The following is a 24335-nucleotide window of genomic DNA, read 5'->3' as shown; positions in this document are numbered from 1 at the left end:
TCCAATCGGCGCGTCAGGCGTTAGACCCGGCCCATGTCCTCGCCCATGCCCCTCGACATCGCTTCCATCGACCAGGCCGTCACCGCCGGCCGCAAGGCCATCGCCGTGGATGCGGTGATGCTGACCAAGCTGACCGAGCTGGCGGGCGAGTTCGCGGTCAATCTGACCATCGCCATCCTGATCTTCATCGCGACCCTGTTCGCGGCGAAATGGGCGTCGGGCGCGGCGCGCAGGACCCTGTCGCGGGTGCGCGGCTTCCGTCACGACCCGACGGTCCTCAGCTTCGCGGTGCAGGTGGTGCGGGTGGTGGTCATCATCGTCGGCATGATCGCCGTGCTGCAACGGCTGGGCGTGCAGACGACCTCGATCATCGCGGTCCTGGGCGCGGCCTCGCTGGCGGTCGGCCTGGCGTTGCAGGGCACCCTGTCGAACGTGGCGTCGGGGATCATGCTGCTGGTGCTGCGGCCCTATCGCGTCGGCGACGTGGTGGACGTGGGAGGGATGTCGGGCACGGTGCAGCGGCTGGACCTGTTCACGACCCAGCTGTCGAACGCCAACAACCACAAGATCGTCATTCCCAACTCCAAGGTCCTGAGCGATTCCCTGACCAATCTGACGGGCCAGCAGACCCGCCGGATCGAGATCAAGTTCACCGTCGGCTATGGCGACGACCTGAACCGGGCGCGTCAGGTGCTGACCGACGTGGCCAAGGCGCACGACAAGGTGCTGCACGATCCCGAGCCCTGGTCGGGGGTGACGGCTCTGCTGGACAGTTCGGTGCAGGTCACGCTGCACGCCTGGGTCAAGGTCGGCGACTGGTGGCAGACCCAGGCCGACCTGATGCAGGGCGGCAAGGAGGCGCTGGACGACGCCGGGATCGAGATTCCGTTCCCGCATCAGGTCGCCGTCCCCTATGGCGACGCCAAGGACGATCCCGTCGGCGCGGCGACGCCCGCCGATCCGCGCAAGGCGGGCTGATGCGTTACGACTTCGGGTCCGACAATACGGCCGGCATGGCGCTGAGCGCCATTGAGGGGCTGGTGCGCGCCAACAAGGGGTTCGCCCGGGCCTATGGCGCCGACGACATCACCGCGCGCGCCGCCGATCAGATTCGCCAGCGCCTGGATGCGGACGCCGAGGTGCGGTTCGTCTTCAGCGGCACGGCCGCCAACGCCATCGCCCTGTCCATGCTGGCCCAGCCCTATGAGGCTGTGCTGGCGCACCATTCGGCCCATATCTGCACCGACGAGACGGGGGCGCCGGGCTTCTTCGGTCACGGCGTCGGCCTGATCGGCTTGCCGGGCTTTTCCGGCAAGATCGACCCTGTGGCCCTGCAGGCGCAGCTGGCCGAGGCCGAGGTCGGTCATCGCCAGCCGCCCGCAGCCCTGTCCCTGACCCAGGCGACGGAATATGGCGCGGTCTATACCGAGGAGGAGCTGCGCCACCTGATCGAGCCGGCGAAGGCGCTGGGCTATCGGGTGCATATGGACGGGGCGCGGCTGGCCAATGCGGCGGCGGCCGGGTTCGACCTGAAGGACATTCCGCGCCTGGGCGTGGACGTTCTGGTGTTCGGCGGGGCCAAGGCCGGGGCCAATTGCGCCGAGGCCATCGTCCTGTTCGACAAGACCCTGGCCCGGCGGCTGGACAATCGGCTGAAGCAGGCGGGACAGACGGCGTCCAAGGCCCGGCTGCTGTCGGGGCCGATGCTGGGCCTGCTGGAAAGCGGCGACTGGGAGGCGGGGGCCGCCCACGCCAATCTGATGGCGCAACGGCTGGCGGCAGGGATCGCCACGCGCTCGTCCTTCGTCCTGGCGCATCCGGTCGAGGCCAACGCCGTCTTCGTGCGGATGTCGCCCGAGGCGCACGCCCGTCTGAACGCTCTGGGCTGGGCCTGCTATCCGTTCGACGACGGCTCGGTGCGGTTCGTCTGTTCCTGGGCCACGCAGCAGACGGCGGTGGACGAGTTGATCGAAGCGATCGCGGGCCTAGACTGAGCGACTAATCCTCCGCCGCCGGCCAGCGTGGCCTTTCCCCGGTCGCATTGGGTTTCCATATGCGGATCATGGCGATGCGTGGTGAGCGCTCAGGCGGCCGGCGCGACCCGATGGTCAAGGCGCAGCAGGCCGGGAGCATGGATGACAAGGCAGATGGACCGGCGACGCTGACGGCGCTCGCGGACTTGGCGCGGTTGGTGGGACGATCCGGCGCGCCGCAGCTTCGGTTGCGGCTGGTTTCGGCCATCGCCCTGACGCTGGCGGGCAAGGGGCTGGGCGTGCTGGCGCCGTTGGTGCTGGGCGCGGCGGTCAATCGGCTGGCGGCGGGGCAGGGGGCGGCGGCGGCCGTCGGCTGGGGTTTCGCCGCCTTCGCGGTCGGCTGGGCCTTGGTGCGGCTGCTGTCGGCGGTGTCGCCACTGGCGTCGGACGTGGTGTTCGCCCCCGTGCGTGCAGCGGCCCAGCGCGCCACGGCGGCCGAGGCCTTCGCCCATGCGCTGAGCCTGTCGCTGGACTTTCACCAGACCAAACGCTCGGGCGCCCTGTCGCGGACGATGGATCGCGGATCGCGGGCGGTGGACTTCCTGCTGCGCATCCTGGCCTTCAACCTGGTTCCGACCGGCGTGGAGCTGGTGTTGGCGGCGGCCGTTCTGGGCGGCAAATACGACTGGCGCTTCGCCGCCGTCGCCGTGGTGGCGGTCGTCATCTACACCGCCGCCACCTTCGCCATGTCCAACTGGCGGCTGGAGCATCGGCGCATCATGAACGCCGCCGATTCCGAGGCCGCCGGCGTCTCGGTCGACGCCCTTCTGAACTATGAGACGGTCAAGTCCTTCGGGGCCGAGCGCCGCGCGGCCCAGACCTATGAACGGGCGCTGGGCGATTACGCCCAGGCGTCGCTGAAGGCCAACAGTTCGCTGGCCATGCTGAACGGGATGCAGGCCCTGGTGATGAACCTGGGGCTGGGCGTCATGGCGGTGATGGCCGGGTTCGAGGCGGCGGCGGGCCGGATGGGGCCGGGCGACGTGACCGCCGCCGTCCTGATCATGATTTCGCTCTATGCGCCGCTGAACATCCTGGGCTTCGCCTACCGAGAAATCCGTCAGTCCTTCATCGACATGGAGGAGATGCTGAAGGTGACGCGCCAGACGCCGCAGGTGGCGGATGCGCCCGACGCCGTCGCCCTGCCGCGCCCGGCCGATGCGCGCGGCGCGGCCGTTCGGTTCGAACACGTCGGCTTCCGCCACGACGCCCGCGCCAACGGGCTGGAGGACGTCGGCTTCTTCGCGGCGCCCGGCACGACCACGGCCCTGGTCGGGCCGTCGGGGGCGGGCAAGTCCACCATCGTCAAACTGGCCCTGCGCCTTCTGGACCCGCAGGAGGGGCGGGTGCTGATCGACGGCCATGACGCGCGCGACGTGACCCAGGCCTCGCTGCGGGCGGCGGTGGCCTTGGTGCCGCAGGACGTGGCCCTGTTCAACGACACCCTGGCGGCCAACATCGCCTTCGCCCGCCCCGACGCCGACGAGGCCCAGGTCTGGGCGGCGGCCGAGGCGGCGGAACTGGCCGGCTTCATCCGGGGTCTGCCCGACGGGATGCAGACCAAGGTGGGCGAGCGCGGGCTGAAACTGTCGGGCGGCGAGCGCCAGCGCGTCGGCATCGCCCGCGCCCTGCTGGCCGATCCCTGCATCCTGATCCTGGACGAGGCGACCAGCGCCCTGGACAGCCGCACCGAGGCGGCGATCCAGAAGACGCTGAGGAAGGCCAGGCACGGCCGCACGACCCTGGTCGTCGCGCACCGGCTGTCGACCGTGGCGGACGCGGATCAGATTCTGGTGCTGAAGGCCGGGCGGATCGTCGAACGCGGCGCTCACCATGAGCTGGTGGCGCGTCAGGGCGGGGAATACGCCGCCTTGTGGAAGAAGCAGACCCGCGCCGGAAGGGCGGCTCAGCCCGCCGACTGATCCACGGGCGGCAGCTTGCGGCGCAGGACTTCGTGCAGGTTGGCCAGGATGGCGGTGCGGGCCTGGGCCTCTTCGGGCGGCAGGGACAGCAGCACCTTCATGGCCTGGGCGTGGACCGTGGCGATGCGCCAGTCGAAGCCGCCCTGACGCGGCGCGGCGTCCAGCAGGTCGCACAGCCCCTTGGCCGCCGTACACAGGTCGTCCATCGAAAAGGGGCTGGCCGCGTCGATGATCTGGCTGGAGGCCGAATAGGCCGCGTCCAGCCGCAGCGGCTCGATCAGGTCGGGATCGGGCCGGGCCAGCAGGACGGCGATGTTCTGGGTGATGATGTCGCGCGCCTGGCCCTGCAGAGCGTCCAGATTGGATCTGGCCTGGGCCAGGGCTGCGCCGACGCTGATGCCGCCGGGGCGGTCCATCATCTCGGACAGGCGCGAGCGCTTCTGATTGTGGGTGATGACGGTCATAGAGACACGCTCTCCATCGCGGTCTTGCGGCGCAACATGTCCGCACGGCGTTCGACGCCGTCGTAATCGGTGTGACGGAACCGGCGATCCGGCCCCAGATAGTCGCCGACCTCAAGGAAGGGCCGGGTGTCGCGCGCGACCCACAGGATGCGTTCCAGCAGCAGGGCCGGACTGAAGGGCTTGGTGACGACGAAGTTGGCGCCGCAATCGCGGGCCTCGGCCACGCGGCCGCGCCGGATGTGACTGGCGGTCATGATGACGGGGATGAAGGCGTTGGGATTTGGGGCGGATTGACGTAGCCAGCGGACCAGCTCGAACCCGTCGATGTCGGGCATGTCGGTGTCGACCACCAGCAGATCGACGGTCCTGTCGGCCAGCATCTGCTTGGCCTCGGCGCCGCTGCCGATGGCGAAGCTGGGCCGGATGCCGAAACCGGCCAGGGCGTTGGACGTCAGCGTCAGCGAGAAGGGCGAATCGTCGACGACCATCGTCACCGCGCCCGCCAGGTTGAAGACGGCGCTTTCGCGCAGGGAATCGCCGCCGCTCACGTCGTCTGGTCCCGCATCGAACCCGCCGTCTTGATCATGGCCGGTCGCACGCCCCGTCGCCGCTGTTGGACTAGGGCGCCAGCCTGTCAGACGATGATGGACGCCGCGTTAATGCTGACGCTTGGGCGGCTTACAATGCGCCGATGGCGTAGAAGCGGTCTGCGCGCTGCTTCCTGATCTGTTGCGGCGACAGGCCGGAGAAGCCGCGCAGCTCCTCGGCCAGCACGTCGCCGACCCGGGCGATGGCGGCCTCGCGGTCGGCGTGGGCGCCGCCGGTCGGCTCCTCGATCAGGCGATCCACGATCTTCAGCTGCATCAGGTCCGGGCCGGTGATCTTCATCGCCATGGCCGCGTCCTTGGCCCGCGCGCCGTCGCGCCACAGGATGCCGGCCGCGCCCTCGGGCGAGATGACCGAATAGATCGAATGCTCCAGCATCAACACGCGGCTGGCGGCGGCGATGGCGATGGCGCCGCCCGATCCGCCTTCGCCCGTGATGGTGGCGATGGAGGGCACGCCCAGCGTCAGGCAGCGCTCGGTCGAACGGGCGATGGCCTCGGCCTGACCGCGCTCCTCGGCGCCCAGACCCGGATAGGCGCCGGCGGTGTCGATGAAGCTGAGGACGGGCAGGCCGAACTGCTCGGCCATGTCCATCAGGCGCACGGCCTTGCGATAGCCCTCGGGCCGCGCCATGCCGAAGTTGTGGGTGATGCGGGTCGTGGTGTCATGACCCTTTTCGTGGCCCATGATGACCACCGGCCGGCCGCGAAAACGCGCCAGCCCGCCCAGAATGGCCTGGTCGTCGCCGAACTGGCGGTCGCCGTGCAACTCGTTCCAGTCGGTGAACAGGCCCTCGACATAGTCGACGAAGTGCGGACGCTGGGGGTGGCGCGCGACCTGGGTCTTCATCCAGGGGTCCAGACCGGCGTAGGTCTTGCGGCGCATCTGATCGGCCTTCTTGCGAAGGGCCTCGATCTCGTTGTCGAAGTCGCCCGAGGTGTCGGACAGCAGCGACAGTTCCTCGATCTTGGCTTCCAGATCGGCGATCGGCTTTTCGAAGTCGAGATAGTGCGTGGCCATCAAGGCGTCCGGGAACTGCAAACGGGCGAAAGCGCCCTTGGGGAAGGCGGGGGAAACTAGAGAGGTCGACGCCGCCGGGCAAGCGGGGGTTCAGAAGGCCTTGGGCAAACCGGCCTGTTTGAGGACCGAGTTGGCGGTGTGTCGACTCTTCGAGCGCGGCACGATGACCCCATGCGGCTGCTCGGGATGCCGCCATTTCTCATGGCTGCCTTTGGCGTTGCTGACGCGACGCCAGCCAGCGGCGAAGAGAAGGGCGGTCAGTTCGGGATAGAAGTCCTTGGGCATCTGCTCGGTCTTTCGTCTTTCAATCCGTGCAGTTTTGTTGCGCCAAGATAGGGGGCGGACGAGCGTCGAGAAATCATCAGTAATTTCAAATGGCCAGCTTTTGCAGAGATTTATCTGCTATTGAATCATTTGAATTAAATTCGCCAAATGGGGGAGCGGACGAACCTACGCTGCGATCACGTCAAACCCACCTGCAGCTTCGAAACGCACTGGGACGGCGCCGTGAATGCCGAGGTTTTCCGCCAGAAGCTCGGGCGCGAAATGGCGCGCGAGGTTCTCGAACTCGCCGAGCGTCGCCGTTTCCAGCACCAGCCCCACGATATTCGACTCGCTGCACCAGACCCCCGCTTCGGGGTCCCAAATCGCCTTGACGTAGAACTCTTGAGCCATCGCTCGAATATGCGCCGTCAGTCCTCGCGCGCCAAGGGGTGGTTTTGGTGGACGACCTGGGCCAGGCGATCGGTGGCGACGTGGGTGTAGATCTGGGTGGTGGCGATGTCGGCGTGGCCCAGCAGGGTCTGGACGACGCGCAGGTCGGCGCCGCCTTCCAGCAGGTGGGTGGCGAAGGCGTGGCGCAGGACGTGGGGGCTGACGCGGGCCGGGTCGACGCCGGCCGTGATCGCAGCCTCGTCCAGAAGCTGGGCGAAGCGGCGCGGGGTCAGGTGGCCGGTGCGGCCGGAGGAGGGGAACAGCCAGGGGCTGTCGGGCGCCTCGGGCTTGCGCGCGTCCTTGCCCTTGAGTCTGGCGTCGCGGGCGGTCAGCCAGGCCCTGATCGCCTCTCGCGCGGCGGGGTTGAGCGGGGCGAGCCGTTCCTTGCCGCCCTTGCCGCGCACGATCAGATAGGCCGGATCGCGCCGCACGGCCTCGACCTTCAGCCCCAGCAGCTCCGACACCCGCAGGCCCGAGGCGTAGGCCATCTCGACCAGGGCGACCAGGCGCAGGCCCGCCGCCGCGTCGCGCGCGGCCGAGGCGGCCAACAGGGCGTCGATCTCGGCTCGGCTCAGGACCTTGGGCAGGGATCGGCCCTGTCTGGGCGCGTCGAGGCGGCGCGAGGGATCGTCGGCGCGCCACCCCTCGGCCAGGGCGAAACGGTAGAACTGGCGGGCGGAGGAGCGGCGGCGCGCGGCGGTGGCGGCGGACAGGCCGCGCCGCGACAGGTCGGCGAACCAGGCCTCCACGGCCTCGGCGTCCGCGCCCATCAGGCCGCCCGCGTCCGAAAGGGCGGTCTCGGCGTCGGCCAGATCGCGGCCATAGGCCGACAGGGTATGGGGCGAGGCGTCGCGTTCGACCGCCATCATCTCCAGAAAGGCCTCGATCTGGGGCGTCATCGACCGAACCTGCCTTCGGACGGATGGCGCACGGTCTGGCTTGGTGTAGAGGTTTCAGGGATCATGCCTGCCTGCGCCTTCGCCTTCGCCGTTCCTTCGACCGTCCGTTCCGCCGGAGCCGCCGGATGAGGCGGCGCGCGAATCCGGCGCCGAGCCGCACCATAGCCCTGGTCGGCCTGATGGGGGTGGGCAAATCGTCGGTGGGGCGCCGGCTGGCCAATCGGCTGAAGCTGCCCTTCGCGGACGGGGACGTGGAGATCGAAGAGGCGGCCGGCATGACGGTGTCGGAAATCTTCGCCGCCCTGGGCGAGGAAGAGTTCCGGGCCGGAGAGGCGCGGGTGATGCGCCGCCTGCTGGAGGGGCCGCCCATCGTCCTGGCCACCGGCGGCGGGGCGATGATGAACCCCGAGACGCGGGCCCTGCTGAAGGAACGGGCCGACACGGTATGGCTGAGGGCCGATCTGGCTGTGATCGCCGATCGGGTGGCGCGGCGCGACACCCGGCCCCTGCTGCGCGGCAAGGACCCGCTGCAGGTGCTGACGACCCTGGCCGAGGCCCGCTATCCCATCTATGGCGAGGCGGACGTGACGGTCGATGTGGGCCAGGGCTCGCACGGCCAGGCGGTCGACGCCATCCACAAGAACCTGCGTCGGCACTGGCGCAACCGAAGACGCGCGGAGACCCGGACATGACCACCCTTCCCGTGAGCGGCGGCGCCTTCGCCGCCTATGACGTCGTGGTCGGACGCGGCCTTCTGGCCCAGGCGGGCGCGCGGATCGCCCCGCTGGCGAAGGGACGCACGGTGATCGTCACGGACGAGACGGTGGCGGCCATTCACGGCGCAGCCCTGGTCGAATCGCTGGCGGCGGCGGGCGTGAGGACCGAGATCGTCGCCGTGCCGGCGGGCGAGGGGTCCAAATCCTTCGCCCAGCTGGAGCGGGTGCTGGACCGACTGCTTGAGATCGGGCTGGACCGCAAGGACGTGGTCGTGGCGCTGGGCGGCGGGGTCGTGGGCGATCTGGCCGGTCTGGCGGCGGCGCTCTACATGCGCGGGATCGACTTCGTGCAGGTTCCGACGACCCTGCTGGCCCAGGTGGATTCGTCCGTCGGCGGCAAGACGGCCATCGACACGCCGCGCGGCAAGAACCTGGTCGGCGCCTTCCACCAGCCCCGTCTGGTGCTGGCCGACATCGACGTGCTGGCGACCCTGCCGGAGCGTCAGGTGCGTTCGGGCTGGGCCGAGGTGCTGAAGCATGGGCTGATCTGCGATCCGGCCTTCTTCGACTGGCTGGCGGACGAGGGGGCGGCGGGCGCGCGCGGCGATCCGGCGGCGCTGGAGCGGGCGGTGATCCGCTCGGTCGAGATCAAGAGCGCCGTGGTCGGCGAGGACGAGAAGGAGGCGGGGCGGCGCGCCCTGCTGAACCTGGGTCACACCTTCGGCCATGCGGTCGAGACGGAGGTCGGCTTCGACGAGGACGCCCTGGCCCACGGCGAGGCGGTGGCGCTGGGCTGCTGCATGGCCTTCCGCTATTCGGCGGCCGAGGGGCTATGTTCGGGCGAGGACGCCGCGCGGGTCGAGGCGGTGGTCGCGGCGGCGGGCCTGCCGACGCGGCTGGATCAGGCCGGGACGTTCGCGGCGGATCGGCTGCTGTCCCTGATGGCCGGGGACAAGAAGGCCGAGGGCGGGGCGCTGACCCTGATCCTGGCGCACGGGATCGGCCGGGCCTTCGTGGCCAAGGGCGTGGATGCGGCCGGGGTGCGGGCCTTCCTGATCGCAGAGGGGGCGACGGCGTGATGCGGATCGGCGTCGGGCCGCTGGAGGATCGGTTCGTGCGGCTGGAGCCGTTCGAGGACGGGCTGAAGGCCGAGGTGCGGGCGGCGCTGGACTGCGATCCCGACGCCTGGGCGATCATGGTCGGCTCGGCCCAGGGCGAGCATTTCGACGGCTGGTGGACGGCGGCGCTGGCCGCGATGCGGGCGGGGACGCGGATCGCCTATGCGGTGCGGCGGCGGTCGGACGGGGCGGTGGTCGGCACGACCAGCCTGTACGAGATCAATCCCGCCCATCGACGCTGCGAGATCGGCTCGACCTTCTATCGGCCCGAGGCGCGGGGCGGGCCGATCAATCCGGCCTGCAAGCGGCTGCTGCTGGGCCACGCCTTCGAGGCCGGGGCGGTGCGGGTCGAGATCATCACCGACGCCGTCAACGCCCAGAGCCAGGCCGCCATCCTGAAACTGGGCGCCAGGGCCGAAGGGGTGCTGAGGAAGCACAAGACCACCTGGACCGGCCGCGCGCGCGACACCGCCATCTTCGCCGTCATCGACGACGACTGGCCCGAGATCCGCGACCGGCTGGATCGACGGCTGGCGGCGTTCGGCTAGGCGTTCATCTCGGCGACCAGGTCGGCGGCGGGGAGGGGGCGGGGAGGGGGCGGGCCAGGGGCGCGCCCTGACCGGCCCAGTGGGCGCCGAAGCCGGTTTCGCCAGCGGTCCTGGCGGCGGCGTTCAGGGCCTTTCCAGCTTCATAGGCGACCGGATAGTCGGGCGGAACGGCGGCGGTGGTCGCGCCCCATTCTGTGAAGCGATTGGTCAGGCCGCGCGCGGGGCGGCCCGAGATGGCGCGGGTCATGACGGTGTGGAAGGCGGCGTCCCCGGCCAGGGTGGCGCGATAGGCCTCGTCCGCCGCGCTCTCGGGACAGGCGACGAAAGCGGTGCCCATCTGGACCGCAACGGCGCCCATATCCAGCGCCACGCGGACGCCGCGCCCGTCCATGATCCCGCCCGAAGCGATGACGGGCAGGCCCGCGCGGGCGACCAGAAGGCGGGTCAGGGACGCCATGCCCAGCCGGTCGTCCTCAGCGTCGGGGTCGAACATCCCGCGATGGCCGCCGGCCTCCCACCCCTGCGCGATCACGGCGTCGACGCCCGCCGCCTTGCAGGCCAGGGCTTCGTCCAGCGAGGTCGCGCCGGCCAGCAGCAGGCAGCCGGCCCCTTTCAGGGCGCGGATGCGGGCCGCGTCGGGCAGGCCGAAATGGAAGCTGACCACGACCGGGGCATCGGCCAGCAGGCAGGCCAGCATGGCGTCGTCGTCGGCGAAGCTGCGGTAGATCACGCCCAGACGGCTCGGCGGGGCGGCGCCCACGGCCGCGAACCGGGGCGTCAGGGCCTCCAGCCAGGTTGCTTCCCGCGCCGGATCGCGCCGGGGTTCGGCGTGGACGAACAGATTGACGTTGAAGGGTCTGTCGGTGAGGGCGCGGGTCTCGGCCATCATCCGGGCGGCCGCGTCCGCATCGACGTTCCCGACGGCGATGGAGCCCAGGGCGCCGGCGTCGGACACGGCCGCCGCCATCCGGGGCGTGGAGACGCCCGCCATCGGGGCCTGGATGATGGGAACGGACAGTCCGAGGCGGTCGATCAGCGACATGGGCTGGAGTTGGGCGCCGCAGGCGCGCGCCGCAACCGGATCAGTCCACCGCCCGGCAGTCGGTCGGCTGGCGGCCTTCGACGGACCAGGTGGCCAGGACGCCCTTGCCGCGCAGTTCGACGTTGGAGGCGCGATACCAGATGCCGTCGGCGGCGCGTTCCTGATACAGGTCCACGGCCTCGCCGGACGAGTTGCGGACGGTGGCCATCTGGCGCGGATTGTCGAAGTCGACCGACAGGCGCTCGCCGTTGTCGCACAGATAGACGGTGTGGACGACGCGGTTCAGGGTGCGGTCCTGGATCTCGGCGCCCGTGCGCTGGCGGGCGGTCTGGGCCTCGATGGCGCGTTCCTTGACCTCGTCGCCCGTGCGGGGGGCCTTGTCGGGGTCGGGGCCGCAGGCGGTCAAAAGGGCCAGAATCCCAAGAAGGGTCGGGGCCGCCAGGCCGCTGAACACGATGGATTGCGGCAGATCCGGTTTGGACAAGGTCTTTCCCTCCTCGGCGCCGCCCAACGGCGACGCTTTCGCGGCGGTCTAACGTGCGCGCCCCGCCGCCGTTCCCCTCCGTTGACGGAAGAAGGACTTGAGCAGGGAGGACGCCTCCTGGGCCAGAGGACCCGAGTCGGTCGCCGGACGCCAGTGGCAGGTCGGCTGTTCGAACAGGCGCGGGCCGTGGATGACGGCGCCGCCCTTGGGATCGTCGGCGGCCCAGACGACGCGGCCGATGCGGGCGTGGCTGATGGCGCCGGCGCACATGGCGCACGGCTCCAGCGTCACATAGAGGGTCAGGTCGGTCAGGCGATAGTTGCCCAGGGCCGTCGCCGCCCGCCGCATGGCCACGATCTCGGCGTGGGCCGTGGGGTCGTGGGCGGCGATGGGGCCGTTGGCGCCGGTCGAAATCACCTCGCCCGAGGCCGGATCGACAAGAATTGCACCCACGGGCACCTCTCCTGCGTCCGCCGCCGCTTGCGCTTGGTCCAGCGCCATGCGCATGAACCGCTCATCATGGTCCGCCATACAGACGACAACGACAAGAAGCCCCGCGCCCGTCAAGACGAACGGTCGCCCCGGCCCTTTAAATCCTCCGGTCCCCGCAAGAGCGGCGACGGGACGAGATCATTCGGCGACAAGCCGCGCGGCCCTCGCGACGACGGCGCAAAGCGGTTCGGCGACAAGCCCGACCGGCTTCGCAGCGACAAGCCTCGCACTGACAAGGGCGGCAAGGACGCCAGGTCCAAGGCGCCGGAGACGCCGCTGCGCGCCGAGCGAATCGCCAAGACCATGGCCCGCGCCGGCATCGCCTCGCGACGCGAGGTCGAGCGTCTGATCGGCCTGGGCAAGGTGGCGGTCAACGGCCGCATCCTGGACACGCCCGCGACCCTGGTGACGCGCGACGACGTGATCACGGTGGACGGCAAGCCCATCGGTTCGACCCAGGCGACGCGCGTCTGGCGCTATCACAAGCCCGCCGGCCTGCTGACCAGCCACAGCGATCCGACCGGGCGGCCGACGGTGTTCGACGCCCTGCCGGCCGGTCTGCCGCGCGTGATCTCGGTCGGACGGCTGGACCTGGCGACCGAAGGCCTGCTGCTGCTGACCAATGACGGCGAGCTTAGCCGCGCGCTGGAGCTGCCCTCGACCTCGCTGGTCCGCCAGTACCGCGCCCGCGCGCGGGGCAAGATCACCCAGGAGCAGCTGGACAAGCTGAAGGAGGGCGTGGTCGTCGACGGCGTCGCCTACGGCCCCATCGAGGCGACGCTGGACAAGGCCAAGGAGAGCAAGTCCGAGGACGGCAAGGCCCCGGCCAACCTGTGGATCTCGGTCTCGATCACCGAGGGCAAGAACCGCGAGGTCAGGAAGGTGCTGGAGTCCGTCGGCCTGACGGTCAACCGGCTGATCCGCCTGGCCTATGGCCCGTTCCGTCTGGACGTCCTGCCGGTCGGGGCGGTCGAGGAGGTCGGGCCTCGCGTGATCCGCGAGATGCTGGCCGATTATATCCGGCCCGAGAACCTGCCGACCGGCAATACGGTCGAGACGCCCGCGCCCATCCCCGGACGCCGGGTGTCCACGCCCATCGTCAAGGGCCGCTCGGGCTCGGCCATGTCGGACCCGTCGAGAAAGCCCAGCCGCGTCCGCGCCGCCGAGACGGCCCAGGCCGATGCGGTCGAGCGCCGCGAGCGTCCGGCCAAGAAGACCGGCTGGGCCAAGGCCGCGCCCAAGTTCGAGCATACCAAGAGCTTCAAGCCGCGCGAACGCACCGCGCCCGCCGGCGACCGCCCCGTGCGGGAGGACGGGGATCGGCCCAAGCGCGCCTTCAAGCCGCGCGACGACCAGTTCATCGACGATCGGCGCAAGCCCGCCGGCGGCAAGTTCGGCGCGGGCAAGCCGCGTGACGGCGGCGGCTCCAGGTCGGGCGGACGGGACTTCAAGCCTCGCAGCGGCGGCAAGCCGGCGGGACCGTCGGGAACCAGCGGACGCAGCCCCGGCGGCAAGCCGCGCACGCCGCGCTGAGGCCGCCGCAGGGGACTGAACGATGACCACCTCGACCGGGCGGTGCCTGTGCGGCGCCGTCACCTTCACGGCCACGCCCAGAGGCGGGATGCACGCCTGCCACTGCGATACGTGCCGCCGTCTGTCGGGCGGCGTGCCGTTCAGCGTGGACTGCGGCGACAGCGTGCGGGTCACGGGCGAGGTGGCGACCTACGCCTCGTCCGACTGGGCCGTGCGTCAGTTCTGCCCGACCTGCGGAACGGGCCTGTTCTGGCGCTCCAACGACGGGACCACGACCATGGTGTCGGCCCAGGCGTTCGACGATCCGGCCGCCTTTGCGCTGGAGGACGAGGTCTGCATCGAGAGCAAGCCGGCGACCTATGCACTGGCGGGCGAGCGTCCGAGACTGACCACGGACGAACTGTACGCCCGGTTCGCGCCGCCGGAAGCGTGAAGCCGCTGGACTGACGATGGGGGACGAGGGGATGACCGCCGAGACGACGCAGGTCGCGCCGCACAAGGATCATGGGCTGGACCGGCTGCTGCTGTTCTCGGACGGGGTGTTCGCCATCGCCATCACCCTGCTGGCCATCGAACTGCATGTGCCGGAAGGCTGGAACGGGCGGTGGGCCAGTCTGTGGGCCGAGCGGTGGCCGATGTTCACGGCCTTTGCGCTCAGCTTCGCCATCATCGGCGTGTTCTGGAACACGCACCGGCGGGTGTTCGCCAACATGGTCGGCTTCAGCCACGGGGTGATGATCTTCAACATGCTGGCCCTGGCCGGAGTGGTGCTGATGCCGTTCGCCACCACCCTGCTGTACGAGCAGCCGCGCAGCGGCGAGGGGGCGTGGATCTATCTGAGCCTGGTCGCGGCGGTGGGCGTCATGCACGCCGCCGCCTATGGCTGGGCCGCCTTCGCCGCCGATGCGATCCGGCCCCGGCCGCACTGGGCCGTCAGCGCCTCGGTCGTCGTGACCCACGCCCTGATGCCGGGCCTGGCCTGCGCGCTGAGCTTCTTCCTGATGGCCAGGGGCGCGGGGCTGTTCGCGGCGCTGATCGCCCTGGCTCTGGGGCTGGTGATCGCCGGGCGCGTCTGGGTCGGGCGGCGCTATGGCGGGGCGGCCTGATGCGGATCGTCGCCGGCAGCCTGAAGGGCCGCGCCATCGTCGCGCCGGAGGGGCAGGGCACGCGCCCGACCTCCGACCGGGCGCGCCAGGCGGTGTTCAACGTGCTGGAACACGCCGCCTGGGGCGAGAGCCTGCAGGGGATGCGGGTCATCGACCTGTACGCCGGATCGGGCGCCCTGGGGTTCGAGGCGGTCAGCCGGGGCGCGGGCTTCTGCCTGTTCGTAGAGACGGACGACGGGGCGCGCGGCGCCATCCGCGAGAACGCCGACGCCTATGGCCTGATGGGCCGCACGCGGGTCCATCGCCGCAGCGCCACCGACCTGGGCGTCCGGCCCGGCCCCATCGCCGAGGCGTTCGACCTGGCCTTCCTGGACCCGCCCTATGGCAAGGGGCTGGGGGAGCAAACGCTGGCGCGTCTCGCCGAAGGCGACTGGCTGAAGCCCGGCGCCCTGGTGGTGTTCGAGCGCGGGTCGGACGAGCCGGAGATCGACACCCCCGGTTATCAGCGGCTGGACGCCCGCGACTATGGCGCGGCGCGTGTGCTGTTCCTGAAGGTCCTGACCCCCGCCGCCTGAGCGGGAAAAGTACACTCCGATTTTTTTGAGTGTACTTTCGTGCAGATTTTTGCGAGCGGATCGCAGCTGGATCAGCCCTCGGGCGGCGGACCCAGCAGGGCCTCGTCCTCCTCTTCGATCTCGCGGCGCATGGTGGCCTGACAAGAGGCGATCTCGTCCTTGCTCAGGCCCCGGAAGAAGTCGGCGTCGAAATCGCGGGCCTCGCGGCGCAGTTCGTCGGCCAGACGACGCCAGCGACGGGCGTCGGTCGCGCGCCCGCTCTCGATCGCCTCGGCGAACCGCAGGCGCGCGGTGCGGGCCAGGTCGTCCATGTCCATGTCGGCATAGAGGTTCAGGTCGATCTCGTCCGGCGGCGGCTCGACCTGATCGCTGCGCCGCCAGCCGTATTTGCGGGCGCGGCGGCGAAAGGCGGACAGGCCCAGGTCGTGGCGGCGGCACACGGCCTCGGCGCTGAGGCCGGACAGATAGTCGGCGCGGGCCTGGGCCCAGGTCCGGGCGGCGCGGATGCGGTAAACGTCGGTCATGCCCGCAGCCATAAACCAGCGCTACGTCAGATACGGACGTGGGCCTACAATTTGGCGGCCAGGGCCCGCGCCGCCGCCGTGACCTCGGCCCAGGTCGTCTCGAAGCCGTCGTCGTCGCCGAAATAGGGATCGGCGACGGCCTGGCCCTCGCGGCCGGGCACATGATCGAGCAACAGGCTGAGTTCGGCGGTCGCGTCGGCGGGACGCAGACGGCTCAGGGCGTTCAGATTGTCGTGGTCCAGGGCGACGATGTGGGTGAAGCGGCGAAAGTCCGCCTGCGTCACCTGCCGCGCCTTCAACCCCGAAATCTCCACCCCATGCCGCCGCGCCGTCGCCTGCGCCCTCGGGTCCGGCGCCTCGCCCGCATGCCAGTCCCCGGTCCCGGCGGAATCCACGATCAGGTCGAGGTGAAGCCGCTGAGCCTCCGCGCGCAGGGCGGCCTCGGCGAGGGGAGAGCGACAGATGTTGCCGAGGCAGACGAAGAGGATGGAGGGCATGGGATTTGCCAACAGTTAAGCGCGAAAGCCGCCAAGGTATATCTGGTTCTCAAGTGCATCCGAGAAAGATCGAATTAAGTTGATCGTTCCATTAGAGATATTTGACAGGTCGGCGATATCAATCAGGGTTTCCTCACCATGCGCGATCGCATTCCTACGTTTTAACAACACGACATCGATAAAGGTGGTTTTGTCAGAGAAAGGTGATAAATCGACGCCACAAACCTCACATAATTCGCCAAACACCTTGTAGTTTAGATTTGATTTTGTGTCGATCAGTTCGCAGTTGATGCGCGAAAATCGCTTATTGCCAGATGATATTATATCATCAATCAATCTACATCTCTCAGAAAGGCTTATTCCAGACTGTGCGATGGTGGAAAGGCGAGGTAAGAAATAATTTCGCCTAAACTGAGGATTGAGAGAGTCGTAACTCATCTTCCGAAGTGAGATGAATTCCATATATTTGCTTGCTGAAAATTTTACTCCCCCTTCCCAGTGTGCATAACAGATGGCAACGAGTGCTCTGAGCAGAACCTGACGAGCGACCGCATCAGCATTTTCTGTTAAGCTTACGAGGTCGGAAATCTCACGTATGCGCCAATTGCGGTCGTCCGTAAGTTGTGCCGTGAGTTCGGCTTCTGTTCGTGCCTTGCTCAAGGTTTAAACCATCCCTCACCGAGGGGGATCGTCTTCTGAATCCTGGATGTTCCGCGGAGTCCAGGAGACATGAGTGTTGCAGCCTCTGGTTGTTGCCAAAATTGCATTATCTTGCTGGCGACGAATGAGGCTGGATTCTGTGTCCGCTCAATCGCGTCGAGATTTTTTGCTACACCAACTGCGATTGCTTCAAGGGCAACAAGTCCCACACGTCCGGTGTGTCGGTTCCCATCATGCTTACGCAATGCGTCATGCCCAACTGCTCTATTAAGAAGGTCAAAGACTCGTCGGATTAGATCGTATGCCGCTTGCCCTTTGCCCTCTTTCGCAAGAGTGACGATCCCCTCATCTATGTATTCTTCTACATCAAGTTTGCCATCATAGTTGATATTTGCATGAACAATGAAGCGTACGGCTAGCTCCATATGTCTTTGCTTCTCAATCTGCTCATCAGAAAGAGATACTATAGACCGGAATGTAGGTAAATTGGCCGATTCTTTGATGAATCTGAAGTATTCAGGGTTAACCATCAGCATTATGCAGTTGCGCAATTCTTGTGCATTTGCGGTTGTGCCGCCAGCGTTAAGTCGTTGAAATAAATCAAATTTTGTCTCTTCGTCGCTGGGGCGTTTGAGAATTTCTACGCCAATTCGGCCACGCCGGATGGCTAGTTGAAGAGATTTATCTAAAGGACTCTGAGCGCTTTTTGGTGCGTCAGGAACGTCGTCTGTTAACTCCCATACAGCGTTACTTAAAGATGGTAGGTATTTTGTGGCCTCTAGAACAGACGGAGGTAAAAGATTTTTGTCTGGTCCTTTGAGTAGTCCCATAAATTCCAGAATAGTCGACAGCCTTTGCAGGCCATCAATAAGTTCCCATTGGCCATTTTGGCGTTCGAAAACGAATATTGATGGGAGTGGAATGCCAAGTAAGAGAGACTCGATGAGCTTCGATTTTTGACCGATCTCCCAACGAAAAAGTCGTTGAAACTCTGGGTCGATGATAATTTCATCGCCCGTATACATATTGACGAGCTCTCCGATGGACATCTGATACGCATCGGTTCTTACGAGCCGCTGCGCGGCAGTAATTTCTTTTTCTAGCATTTGCTCGACCTACGATTGAATTGACAGTGTGGCGGATTGCTGCGGTTTGCGCCAGAGGATGCCTGTTCAACTGTCGAGTTAGTTGAAATTTAGCTGTTTTTGGATTCGGCTAAAAATATTGGATTTGGCCTGATGAGCGATTTCGGCGCATGGCGAGTACCGGCCAGTTAACCATGATTCACCTTCTCCCAAACAGCTTCTCCAGATCGTGCAGCTTCAGCTCCACATAGGTCGGGCGGCCGTGGTTGCACTGGCCCGAATGCGGGGTGGCTTCCATTTGGCGGAGGAGGGCGTTCATTTCGGGGGCGGAGAGGATGCGGCCTGAGCGGACGCTGCCGTGGCAGGCCATGGTGCCGCAGATGGCGGCGAGGCGTTCCTTGAGCGACAGGGCCTGGCCATGTTCGGACAGGTCGTCGGCGATGTCGCGGATCAGGCCCTGAACGTCCGTATCGCCCAGCATGGCCGGGGTCTCGCGCACCAGGACGGCGCCGGCGCCGAAGGCCTCGACGATCAGGCCCATCTCGGCCAACTCCTCGGCGCGGGCGGCGACGCGCTCGGCCTCGGCGGGGTCCAGATCGACCACCTCGGGCGTCAAGAGGGCCTGGCGGGTCACGGCCCCCTCGGCCATCTGGGCCTTCATCCGCTCATAGACCAGCCGCTCGTGCGCCGCGTGCTGATCCACGATGACCAGGCCGTCGCGGGTCTGGGCGACGATGTAGTTGGCGTGGAGCTGGCCCCGCGCGGCGCCCAGGGGGTAGTCGAGGGGGTCTTGAGGTTGAGTGGCGAGTGGCGAGTGGCGCGTGGCGAGGTCGCTGTCCGGGGCGGGTTGCAACGGCCATGAAGGGCTGTCCCAGCTGGGTTCGACGCGGGCGCTGCGTTCGTTGAGGCCGGGGAGGATTTGGGCGGCGGCGGGTTGGGACCAGCCGGTCCAGCCGCTGAACCCCTGCGCCGACGGGGCGCCGGGGCTGTAGGCGGGGCCGGATGTGACGCCTGTGTGGGGCTGGAAGCCGGACAGGGCGTCGGCGGCGACGGTGGTGCTGGCGCGGTGGCCGGCGGCGTGGAGCGCGTGGCGCAGGGCGCCCACGATCAGGCCGCGCACCAGGGCCGGATCGCGGAACCGGACCTCGGCCTTGGCAGGGTGGACGTTGACGTCGACATAGAGGGGATCGATGTCGAGGAAGAGGACGGCGGCCGGGTGCCGGTCCCGCGCCAGGAAGTCGGCGTAGGCGCCGCGCAGGGCCCCCTGCAGCAGCCGATCCTTCACCGGACGGCCGTTGACGAACAGATACTGATGCGCCGCATTGCCGCGCGAATAGGTGGGCAGGCCCGCATAGCCGGACAGGCGCACGCCGTCCCGCTCCTGATCGATCAACAGGGCGTTGGCCTCGAAGTCGCGGCCCAAGAGGGCGGACAGGCGTTTCAGACGGCCCTCGTCGCCGGGGTGTTCGGCGGGCAGGCGCAGCGTGACCTTGCCGTCCAGCGACAGGGTGAAGGCCACGGCCTCGTGCGCCATGGCCTGACGCTTGATTTCCTCTGAAATGGCCATGGCCTCGGCCCGTTCGGACTTCATGAACTTGAGCCGGGCGGGGGTGGCGTAGAAGAGGTCGCGCACCTCGACCCGCGCGCCATGCGGGCCGGGGAAGGGGGCGGGGGTCAGGGGACGGGTCTCGCCGCCCTCGACTTGAATGGCCCAGGCGTCGCTCTCGTCGCGGGACCGGGTGGTGATCGACAGGCGGGCGACCGAGCCGATGGAGGGCAGGGCCTCGCCCCGGAAGCCCAGGGTGTGGATGCGCAACAGGTCCACGTCGCCGGCGTCGTCCGGCTCCAGCTTGGACGTGGCGTGGCGTTCGATGGCCAGGGGCAGTTCCTCGCGCGGGATGCCCTTGCCGTCGTCGGCGATCAGGATGCGCGACAGGCCGCCGCCGTCCGCCTGGATCTCGATGTTCGTCCCGCCCGCGTCCAGGGCGTTCTCGACCAACTCCTTGATGGCGCTGGCGGGCCGTTCGACCACCTCGCCGGCGGCGATGCGGTTGACGGTTTCGGGGGAGAGGCGACGGATAGGCATGAGCAGGCGAAGATAGGGCGCGCGGGGGATTCGCGCCATGCGGCGTTCGACCGGCGGGGAACGCGGCGACAGCTTGACCGTTCAGAGCAGGACGCGCCTTGATCCAGCCCGAAACCGGGTGCGGAATGGCGCGGCGTGAAGCCTTGCAGCCTCGGATGACGATGAAGACCCGATCGATCGTGCTCGCCGCCACACTGGCCCTGTCGGCCTGTGGCAACCCCCAACCGTCCAAGGCGCAGGAGGGCGAGTTCGCCCAGCCGACGCGCAACGTGCCCAGCGACGCGGGGGGGATGAAGTCCAGCTTCGCCCCCGTTGTGCGCTCGGCCGCGCCGGCGGTGGTCAATATCTCGGCGCGCAGCGTGCAGCGGGTGCAGGCCGATCCCTTCTTCCAGCTGTTCGGCGGCGGCATTCCCCAGGCGCGGGTGGCTGAATCGGTCGGGTCGGGCGTGATCGTCCGCTCGGACGGGATCGTGGTGACGAACAACCACGTCATCGACGGCGCCCAGCAGATCAAGGTCGTGCTGAACGACCGGCGCGAGTTTCCGGCCACGGTCATCCTGGCCGACGAGCGCAGCGACATCGCCGTGCTGAGGCTGGAGAACGTCGGCGACCGTCTGCCGGTGCTGGCCATCGACGACCGCGAGCAGCAGCAGGTCGGCGATCTGGTCCTGGCCATCGGCAATCCGTTCGGCGTGGGCCAGACGGTGACGAACGGCATCATCTCGGCCCTGAACCGGACAGAGACGGGGATTTCGGACAGCGGCTCCTTCATCCAGACCGATGCGGCCATCAACCCCGGCAATTCGGGCGGGGCGCTGGTGGACATGGACGGCGACCTGATCGGCATCAACACCGCCATCTTCTCGCGTTCCGGCTCCTCGGCCGGGGTCGGGTTCGCGGTGCCGGCGGCCATGGTCAAGCGGGTGGTGGATTCGGCCCTGGGCGGCGCCAAACAGGTCGTCAGGCCGTGGCTGGGCGTGAAGGGCGACACCGTGACCGGCGACATCGCCGGCAGCCTGGGCCTGAGCCGGCCGCAGGGTCTGGTGGTCACGGAGGTTTACGCCAACGGGCCGGCGGCGCGGGCCGGGGTGCGCCAGGGCGACGTCATCACCTCCATCGACGGTCAGGAGATCAACGACCAGGGCGGGCTGAACTACCGCGTCGGCTCGCGCAATCCGAACGATCAGGTGCAGGTCGCCATCCTGCGCGACGGGCGGGCCCAGACCCTGACGGCGCGGGTCCAGCCCCTGCCGGGCGACGCCGATCCCAACGGGGGCGTGACCATCGGCTCCGGCCCGTTCGCGGGCGCGGAGGTGGTGGCCCTGAACCCGGCGCTGGCCGACCGGCTGGGCGGCGATCCGTTCGCCAGCGGGGTGATCGTCACCGGACTGTCGGGGCGCGGCTATGCGGCGCGGGCGGGCTTCCGGCAGAACGACCTGATCGTCAGCATCAACGGACGCGCCATCGCCTCGGCCCGCGACGTCGAGGCCGCCAGTTCCGGTCGCGGCCCGTGGGAGGTCGTCATCAACCGCGGCGGCCGTCAGATCCGGGGCGTGTTGCGGTAATTGTCCACGAGGACGGCATCCGCTGCCAGCCCCGGAATGACGGGCAGGGATGTCGGGCGTCCACCCTAGGCGCCCTTCGTCGGGCCGCCGATGGACCAGGTGTGGCCGAAGGGGTCGCGCAGGACGCCGTAGCGGTCGCCCCAGAATTGATCGGCCATGTCCATGACGGGTTCGGCGCCGCCGACGACCAGGGCGCGGGTCCACCAGGCGTCGGGGTCGGCGACCTGGAGGAGCAGGGTCACGCCGGCGGGGCGCACGTCCTGAACGCCGCTATATTCGGGAAACTCGTCGTTCAGCATGACGCTGGAGCCGTTGATCCGCAGATGGGCGTGCATCAACCGCTCGCCGTCATCGGCCAGACGGCGATCCAGAACCTCGGCCCCGAAGGCGATGATGTAGAAGTCCACCGCCGCCGAGGCGCCGCGCGACGGGATCGTCAGATGGGGCGTCACGCCCGAAGTCGGGCCTTGATCGGGGCGGGCGTCGGTCATGAAGGCGGTCTCCGTATCGGGATGCGATACTAGCGCGTGAAAAGCCGAAGGCGAACGCTTACATAGGTCGCACCCATGAGCGATCTGTTCGAAGCCTCCGGCATTCTGCCCCCCGACGCCCCTTTGGCCGACCGTCTGCGCCCGCGCACGCTGGACGAGGTGGTGGGGCAGGACCATCTGTTGGGGCCCGGCGGGCCGATCCGGCGCATGATTGAGGCCGGGCGGCTGGGGTCGATGATTCTGTGGGGGCCGCCGGGGACGGGCAAGACCACCATCGCGCGGCTGCTGGCCCAGGCGGCGGGCTATGAATATCAGGCGATCAGCGCGGTCTTCTCCGGCGTCGCAGACCTGAAGAAGGCGTTCGAGGCGGCGCGGATGCGGCGCGCGGCGGGGCAGTCGACCCTGCTGTTCGTGGACGAAATCCACCGCTTCAACCGCGCCCAGCAGGACGGCTTTTTGCCGTTCGTGGAGGCGGGGGTGGTCACGCTGGTCGGGGCCACGACCGAGAACCCCAGTTTCGAGCTGAACGGCGCCCTGCTGTCGCGCAGCCAGGTCTATGTGCTGAAACGTCTGGACGACGCGGCGCTGGATCAACTGCTGGGCCGGGCCGAGGCGCATATGGATCGGACCCTGCCGCTGACGCCCGAGGCGCGGCAGGCGATGCTGGCGCTGGCGGACGGGGACGGGCGCTATCTGCTGACCATGTCGGAGGTGCTGTTCGACCTGCCCGAGGACGAACGGCTGGACGTGCAGGGACTGGCGGGGGTGCTGCAGCGCCGGGCGCCTGCCTACGACAAGAGTAGAGAAGAACACTATAACCTCATATCCGCCCTGCATAAATCGGTGCGGGGGTCGGACCCGGACGCGGCGCTGTACTGGCTGGCGCGGATGCTGAACGGGGGCGAAGACCCGCTGTATCTGGCGCGGCGGATCGTGCGGATGGCGGTCGAGGACATCGGCGAGGCGGACCCGCTGTCGATCCTGGTCGCCAATGCGGCCAAGGACACCTATGACTTCCTGGGCAGTCCCGAGGGCGAACTGGCGCTGGCCCAGGCGGTGGTGCATCTGGCCACCGCGCCCAAGTCGGTCGGGGTCTATGAGGCGTTCAAGGCGGCGAAGAAGGCGGCCTATGAGACCGGCTCGCTGATGCCGCCCGCCCATATCCGCAACGCCCCGACCAAGCTGATGAAGTCGCTGGGCTACGGCAAGGGCTATCAATACGATCCCTCGACGCCCGAAGGGTTTTCGGGCGCCAACTTCTTCCCCGACGAGATGGAGCGCCGCACCTTCTATCAGCCCAAGGGCGAGGGGCACGAGGAGAAGGTCAAGGCGCGGCTGGAACGCTGGGCCGCGATGCGGGCGCGGATGGCGGTGGACGGCCCTGTGGACGCGGCGGGCGACTGACCTCTAGAAGCGCCCGATGTCCGAACGCCAGCCCGTCGCCCTGTCCGAAGATGAGATCGCCGCCGTCCGGTCGTGGGTGATCCACGAGGACGTCCATATCATCGCCTTCTCCAAGCCCAGCGGCCTGTCCAGCCAGGGCGGGCGGATCAAGGCGCACACCCTGGACGACCTGTTGTGGGCGTTCGCGCGGTCGAACGGCAAGCGGCCGGAGTTGGTGCATCGTCTGGACCGGGACACCTCGGGCGTGATCCTGGCGGCCAAGACCAAGCCGGCGGCGGGCTTTCTGGGCAAGGCGATGCAGATGCGGCGGTTCAGGAAACAGTATCTGGCCCTGCTGTCGGCGGCGCCGGAGCCGCGATCCGGCACGGTCGATGCGCCCCTGCGTCGCGAGGAGATCGGGCGCGAATCCTATATGCGGGTCGTCGCCTTCGACGCGCCGGGGGCGCAGGGGTCGCAGAGCCGTTACCGCACCCTGGCCGCCAGCGATCACGGGGCGGTGGTGGAGCTGGAGCCGCTGACCGGGCGGATGCATCAGCTGCGGGTGCATATGGCGCATCTGGGGCGGCCGCTGATCGGGGACGTGCGCTATGGCGGCGCCCTGACCACGCCGGTCGGGGGCGCGCCGCGCCTGATGCTGCATGCGGCGAAACTGAGTTTTCCGCATCCCGAAGGCGGGACCACGACGGTCGAGGCCCCGCCGCCGGAAGATTTCCAGACGCTGCGGAGCGCGCTGGGTCTATAAAGACGTCCG

28 protein-coding genes are annotated in these 24335 nt (G+C 68.3%); 13 read left to right on the top strand and 15 right to left on the bottom strand.

Features of this window, described 5'->3' with window-relative positions:
- Window positions 1-33 precede the first annotated feature (33 nt).
- The 3 genes from SH203_RS02595 to SH203_RS02585 all read left to right on the top strand — a co-directional run bounded on the left by SH203_RS02595 (window position 34) and on the right by SH203_RS02585 (window position 3955).
- Window positions 34-978, top strand: a complete 945-nt coding sequence (locus SH203_RS02595; protein ID WP_087119284.1) for a mechanosensitive ion channel family protein — start codon at window positions 34-36, stop codon at window positions 976-978.
- Complete coding sequence (locus tag SH203_RS02590; RefSeq protein WP_087119283.1) at window positions 978-1994, top strand: low specificity L-threonine aldolase; 1017 nt, start codon at window positions 978-980, stop codon at window positions 1992-1994. The genes SH203_RS02595 and SH203_RS02590 overlap by 1 nt, the downstream gene beginning before the upstream one ends.
- A 137-nt stretch (window positions 1995-2131) precedes the next feature.
- Entirely contained in the window at window positions 2132-3955 is a 1824-nt protein-coding gene (locus SH203_RS02585) for an ABC transporter ATP-binding protein/permease (protein WP_234989352.1), read from the top strand.
- Here the strand turns inward: SH203_RS02585 and SH203_RS02580 are convergent.
- From SH203_RS02580 to SH203_RS02555, 6 genes are all read right to left on the bottom strand, one after another.
- Window positions 3940-4419: a chemotaxis protein CheE gene (locus SH203_RS02580; RefSeq protein WP_087119282.1), complete on the bottom strand. Its 480-nt coding sequence runs from the start codon at window positions 4417-4419 to the stop codon at window positions 3940-3942. The two genes, SH203_RS02585 and SH203_RS02580, sit on opposite strands and share 16 nt — an antisense overlap.
- The gene (locus SH203_RS02575; protein WP_234989351.1) at window positions 4416-4967 is read right to left on the bottom strand and encodes a response regulator; all 552 of its coding nucleotides are present in this window, start codon (window positions 4965-4967) and stop codon (window positions 4416-4418) included. Before SH203_RS02575 ends, SH203_RS02580 begins: the two co-directional genes overlap by 4 nt.
- A gap of 130 nt (window positions 4968-5097) precedes the next feature.
- Entirely contained in the window at window positions 5098-6045 is a 948-nt protein-coding gene (locus SH203_RS02570) for an acetyl-CoA carboxylase carboxyltransferase subunit alpha (RefSeq protein WP_087119553.1), read from the bottom strand.
- Between the two features lie 90 nt (window positions 6046-6135).
- A complete protein-coding gene (locus SH203_RS02565; RefSeq protein WP_087119281.1) occupies window positions 6136-6330 on the bottom strand; it encodes a type II toxin-antitoxin system HicA family toxin in 195 nt (64 codons plus the stop codon).
- Window positions 6331-6495: 165 nt separating this feature from the next.
- The gene (locus SH203_RS02560) at window positions 6496-6720 is read right to left on the bottom strand and encodes a DUF1902 domain-containing protein (RefSeq protein ID WP_087119280.1); all 225 of its coding nucleotides are present in this window, start codon (window positions 6718-6720) and stop codon (window positions 6496-6498) included.
- 17 nt (window positions 6721-6737) lie between these two features.
- Entirely contained in the window at window positions 6738-7658 is a 921-nt protein-coding gene (locus SH203_RS02555; protein WP_087119279.1) for a site-specific tyrosine recombinase XerD, read from the bottom strand.
- A gap of 125 nt (window positions 7659-7783) precedes the next feature.
- On the opposite strand from SH203_RS02555, the gene SH203_RS02550 reads away from it, so the two are divergent.
- Genes SH203_RS02550 through SH203_RS02540 form a run of 3 tightly spaced genes read left to right on the top strand, consistent with a single transcriptional unit; the run spans window position 7784 to window position 10040 of the window.
- Window positions 7784-8350 carry a shikimate kinase gene (locus SH203_RS02550; RefSeq protein ID WP_087119278.1) on the top strand — a complete coding sequence of 189 codons (567 nt, stop codon included), beginning with the start codon at window positions 7784-7786 and terminating at the stop codon, window positions 8348-8350.
- Complete coding sequence (gene aroB, locus SH203_RS02545; protein WP_087119277.1) at window positions 8347-9453, top strand: 3-dehydroquinate synthase; 1107 nt, start codon at window positions 8347-8349, stop codon at window positions 9451-9453. The genes SH203_RS02550 and aroB overlap by 4 nt, the downstream gene beginning before the upstream one ends.
- Window positions 9453-10040, top strand: coding sequence for a GNAT family N-acetyltransferase (locus tag SH203_RS02540; RefSeq protein WP_087119276.1), 588 nt, complete (start codon window positions 9453-9455; stop codon window positions 10038-10040). The genes aroB and SH203_RS02540 overlap by 1 nt, the downstream gene beginning before the upstream one ends.
- A gap of 4 nt (window positions 10041-10044) precedes the next feature.
- Here SH203_RS02540 and SH203_RS02535 read toward each other — a convergent pair whose 3' ends face one another.
- Genes SH203_RS02535 through tadA form a run of 3 tightly spaced genes read right to left on the bottom strand, consistent with a single transcriptional unit; the run spans window position 10045 to window position 12073 of the window.
- Entirely contained in the window at window positions 10045-11082 is a 1038-nt protein-coding gene (locus tag SH203_RS02535) for a nitronate monooxygenase family protein (RefSeq protein WP_087119275.1), read from the bottom strand.
- 40 nt (window positions 11083-11122) lie between these two features.
- Window positions 11123-11566 carry an MliC family protein gene (locus SH203_RS02530; protein ID WP_087119552.1) on the bottom strand — a complete coding sequence of 148 codons (444 nt, stop codon included), beginning with the start codon at window positions 11564-11566 and terminating at the stop codon, window positions 11123-11125.
- A 48-nt stretch (window positions 11567-11614) separates the two neighbouring features.
- Window positions 11615-12073 (bottom strand): tRNA adenosine(34) deaminase TadA, encoded by a 459-nt coding sequence (gene tadA, locus SH203_RS02525; protein WP_200808766.1) that lies wholly within the window; start codon window positions 12071-12073, stop codon window positions 11615-11617.
- A 12-nt stretch (window positions 12074-12085) separates the two neighbouring features.
- Between tadA and SH203_RS02520 the strand changes: the two genes are divergently transcribed.
- From SH203_RS02520 to rsmD, 4 genes are read left to right on the top strand one after another with little or no spacing between them, the layout of a single operon-like run.
- Window positions 12086-13591 carry a pseudouridine synthase gene (locus SH203_RS02520; RefSeq protein WP_087119273.1) on the top strand — a complete coding sequence of 502 codons (1506 nt, stop codon included), beginning with the start codon at window positions 12086-12088 and terminating at the stop codon, window positions 13589-13591.
- Window positions 13592-13613: 22 nt separating this feature from the next.
- Complete coding sequence (locus tag SH203_RS02515; RefSeq protein WP_234989350.1) at window positions 13614-14024, top strand: GFA family protein; 411 nt, start codon at window positions 13614-13616, stop codon at window positions 14022-14024.
- A gap of 31 nt (window positions 14025-14055) precedes the next feature.
- Window positions 14056-14697, top strand: a complete 642-nt coding sequence (locus tag SH203_RS02510; RefSeq protein ID WP_159457522.1) for a TMEM175 family protein — start codon at window positions 14056-14058, stop codon at window positions 14695-14697.
- Window positions 14697-15272, top strand: coding sequence for a 16S rRNA (guanine(966)-N(2))-methyltransferase RsmD (rsmD, locus tag SH203_RS02505; RefSeq protein ID WP_087119271.1), 576 nt, complete (start codon window positions 14697-14699; stop codon window positions 15270-15272). The genes SH203_RS02510 and rsmD overlap by 1 nt, the downstream gene beginning before the upstream one ends.
- 71 nt (window positions 15273-15343) lie before the next feature.
- Here the strand turns inward: rsmD and SH203_RS02500 are convergent, their stop codons facing one another.
- From SH203_RS02500 to mutL, 5 genes are all read right to left on the bottom strand, one after another.
- Entirely contained in the window at window positions 15344-15796 is a 453-nt protein-coding gene (locus SH203_RS02500; protein ID WP_143275663.1) for a hypothetical protein, read from the bottom strand.
- A 44-nt stretch (window positions 15797-15840) separates the two neighbouring features.
- A complete protein-coding gene (locus SH203_RS02495) occupies window positions 15841-16293 on the bottom strand; it encodes a low molecular weight protein-tyrosine-phosphatase (RefSeq protein WP_087119269.1) in 453 nt (150 codons plus the stop codon).
- A 15-nt stretch (window positions 16294-16308) separates the two neighbouring features.
- Window positions 16309-16953 (bottom strand): MAE_28990/MAE_18760 family HEPN-like nuclease, encoded by a 645-nt coding sequence (locus SH203_RS02490; protein WP_087119268.1) that lies wholly within the window; start codon window positions 16951-16953, stop codon window positions 16309-16311.
- Window positions 16950-18059 carry a DUF262 domain-containing protein gene (locus tag SH203_RS02485; RefSeq protein WP_087119267.1) on the bottom strand — a complete coding sequence of 370 codons (1110 nt, stop codon included), beginning with the start codon at window positions 18057-18059 and terminating at the stop codon, window positions 16950-16952. The genes SH203_RS02490 and SH203_RS02485 overlap by 4 nt, the downstream gene beginning before the upstream one ends.
- Window positions 18060-18237: 178 nt before the next feature.
- Window positions 18238-20124: a DNA mismatch repair endonuclease MutL gene (gene mutL, locus SH203_RS02480; protein WP_087119550.1), complete on the bottom strand. Its 1887-nt coding sequence runs from the start codon at window positions 20122-20124 to the stop codon at window positions 18238-18240.
- A gap of 161 nt (window positions 20125-20285) precedes the next feature.
- Here mutL and SH203_RS02475 point away from each other — a divergent pair, with 161 nt between their 5' ends.
- On the top strand, window positions 20286-21689 hold the full coding sequence (locus SH203_RS02475; protein ID WP_087119549.1) for a Do family serine endopeptidase: 1404 nt from the start codon (window positions 20286-20288) through the stop codon (window positions 21687-21689).
- Window positions 21690-21754: 65 nt separating this feature from the next.
- Here SH203_RS02475 and SH203_RS02470 read toward each other — a convergent pair whose 3' ends face one another.
- A complete protein-coding gene (locus SH203_RS02470; protein ID WP_087119266.1) occupies window positions 21755-22180 on the bottom strand; it encodes a VOC family protein in 426 nt (141 codons plus the stop codon).
- A gap of 75 nt (window positions 22181-22255) precedes the next feature.
- Here SH203_RS02470 and SH203_RS02465 point away from each other — a divergent pair, with 75 nt between their 5' ends.
- Together SH203_RS02465 and SH203_RS02460 are read left to right on the top strand one after the other, a co-directional pair.
- Window positions 22256-23584 carry a replication-associated recombination protein A gene (locus SH203_RS02465; RefSeq protein ID WP_087119265.1) on the top strand — a complete coding sequence of 443 codons (1329 nt, stop codon included), beginning with the start codon at window positions 22256-22258 and terminating at the stop codon, window positions 23582-23584.
- Between the two features lie 16 nt (window positions 23585-23600).
- The gene (locus SH203_RS02460; RefSeq protein ID WP_087119264.1) at window positions 23601-24326 is read left to right on the top strand and encodes an RluA family pseudouridine synthase; all 726 of its coding nucleotides are present in this window, start codon (window positions 23601-23603) and stop codon (window positions 24324-24326) included.
- Window positions 24327-24335 lie beyond the last annotated feature (9 nt).

The sequence above is a fragment of the Brevundimonas sp. SH203 genome (assembly GCF_002157625.1).
Taxonomy (GTDB): Bacteria; Pseudomonadota; Alphaproteobacteria; order Caulobacterales; family Caulobacteraceae; genus Brevundimonas.
Note: the sequence above shows the minus strand (reverse complement) of the source record. Positions and strands in the feature narration are given on the sequence as shown.

Excerpts from the sequence above, each read along its gene's own strand:
- SH203_RS02595 (WP_087119284.1), top strand. The coding sequence starts at position 34 with ATGTCCTCGCCCATGCCCCTCGACATCGCTTCCATCGACCAGGCCGTC.
- SH203_RS02590 (WP_087119283.1), top strand. The coding sequence starts at position 978 with ATGCGTTACGACTTCGGGTCCGACAATACGGCCGGCATGGCGCTGAGC.
- SH203_RS02585 (WP_234989352.1), top strand. The coding sequence starts at position 2,132 with ATGGATGACAAGGCAGATGGACCGGCGACGCTGACGGCGCTCGCGGAC.
- SH203_RS02580 (WP_087119282.1), bottom strand. The coding sequence starts at position 4,419 with ATGACCGTCATCACCCACAATCAGAAGCGCTCGCGCCTGTCCGAGATG.
- SH203_RS02570 (WP_087119553.1), bottom strand. The coding sequence starts at position 6,045 with ATGGCCACGCACTATCTCGACTTCGAAAAGCCGATCGCCGATCTGGAA.
- SH203_RS02565 (WP_087119281.1), bottom strand. The coding sequence starts at position 6,330 with ATGCCCAAGGACTTCTATCCCGAACTGACCGCCCTTCTCTTCGCCGCT.
- SH203_RS02560 (WP_087119280.1), bottom strand. The coding sequence starts at position 6,720 with ATGGCTCAAGAGTTCTACGTCAAGGCGATTTGGGACCCCGAAGCGGGG.
- SH203_RS02555 (WP_087119279.1), bottom strand. The coding sequence starts at position 7,658 with ATGACGCCCCAGATCGAGGCCTTTCTGGAGATGATGGCGGTCGAACGC.
- SH203_RS02550 (WP_087119278.1), top strand. The coding sequence starts at position 7,784 with ATGAGGCGGCGCGCGAATCCGGCGCCGAGCCGCACCATAGCCCTGGTC.
- aroB (WP_087119277.1), top strand. The coding sequence starts at position 8,347 with ATGACCACCCTTCCCGTGAGCGGCGGCGCCTTCGCCGCCTATGACGTC.
- SH203_RS02540 (WP_087119276.1), top strand. The coding sequence starts at position 9,453 with ATGCGGATCGGCGTCGGGCCGCTGGAGGATCGGTTCGTGCGGCTGGAG.
- SH203_RS02535 (WP_087119275.1), bottom strand. The coding sequence starts at position 11,082 with ATGTCGCTGATCGACCGCCTCGGACTGTCCGTTCCCATCATCCAGGCC.
- tadA (WP_200808766.1), bottom strand. The coding sequence starts at position 12,073 with ATGCGCATGGCGCTGGACCAAGCGCAAGCGGCGGCGGACGCAGGAGAG.
- SH203_RS02520 (WP_087119273.1), top strand. The coding sequence starts at position 12,086 with ATGGTCCGCCATACAGACGACAACGACAAGAAGCCCCGCGCCCGTCAA.
- SH203_RS02515 (WP_234989350.1), top strand. The coding sequence starts at position 13,614 with ATGACCACCTCGACCGGGCGGTGCCTGTGCGGCGCCGTCACCTTCACG.
- SH203_RS02510 (WP_159457522.1), top strand. The coding sequence starts at position 14,056 with ATGACCGCCGAGACGACGCAGGTCGCGCCGCACAAGGATCATGGGCTG.
- rsmD (WP_087119271.1), top strand. The coding sequence starts at position 14,697 with ATGCGGATCGTCGCCGGCAGCCTGAAGGGCCGCGCCATCGTCGCGCCG.
- SH203_RS02500 (WP_143275663.1), bottom strand. The coding sequence starts at position 15,796 with ATGACCGACGTTTACCGCATCCGCGCCGCCCGGACCTGGGCCCAGGCC.
- SH203_RS02495 (WP_087119269.1), bottom strand. The coding sequence starts at position 16,293 with ATGCCCTCCATCCTCTTCGTCTGCCTCGGCAACATCTGTCGCTCTCCC.
- SH203_RS02485 (WP_087119267.1), bottom strand. The coding sequence starts at position 18,059 with ATGCTAGAAAAAGAAATTACTGCCGCGCAGCGGCTCGTAAGAACCGAT.
- mutL (WP_087119550.1), bottom strand. The coding sequence starts at position 20,124 with ATGCCTATCCGTCGCCTCTCCCCCGAAACCGTCAACCGCATCGCCGCC.
- SH203_RS02475 (WP_087119549.1), top strand. The coding sequence starts at position 20,286 with ATGAAGACCCGATCGATCGTGCTCGCCGCCACACTGGCCCTGTCGGCC.
- SH203_RS02470 (WP_087119266.1), bottom strand. The coding sequence starts at position 22,180 with ATGACCGACGCCCGCCCCGATCAAGGCCCGACTTCGGGCGTGACGCCC.
- SH203_RS02465 (WP_087119265.1), top strand. The coding sequence starts at position 22,256 with ATGAGCGATCTGTTCGAAGCCTCCGGCATTCTGCCCCCCGACGCCCCT.
- SH203_RS02460 (WP_087119264.1), top strand. The coding sequence starts at position 23,601 with ATGTCCGAACGCCAGCCCGTCGCCCTGTCCGAAGATGAGATCGCCGCC.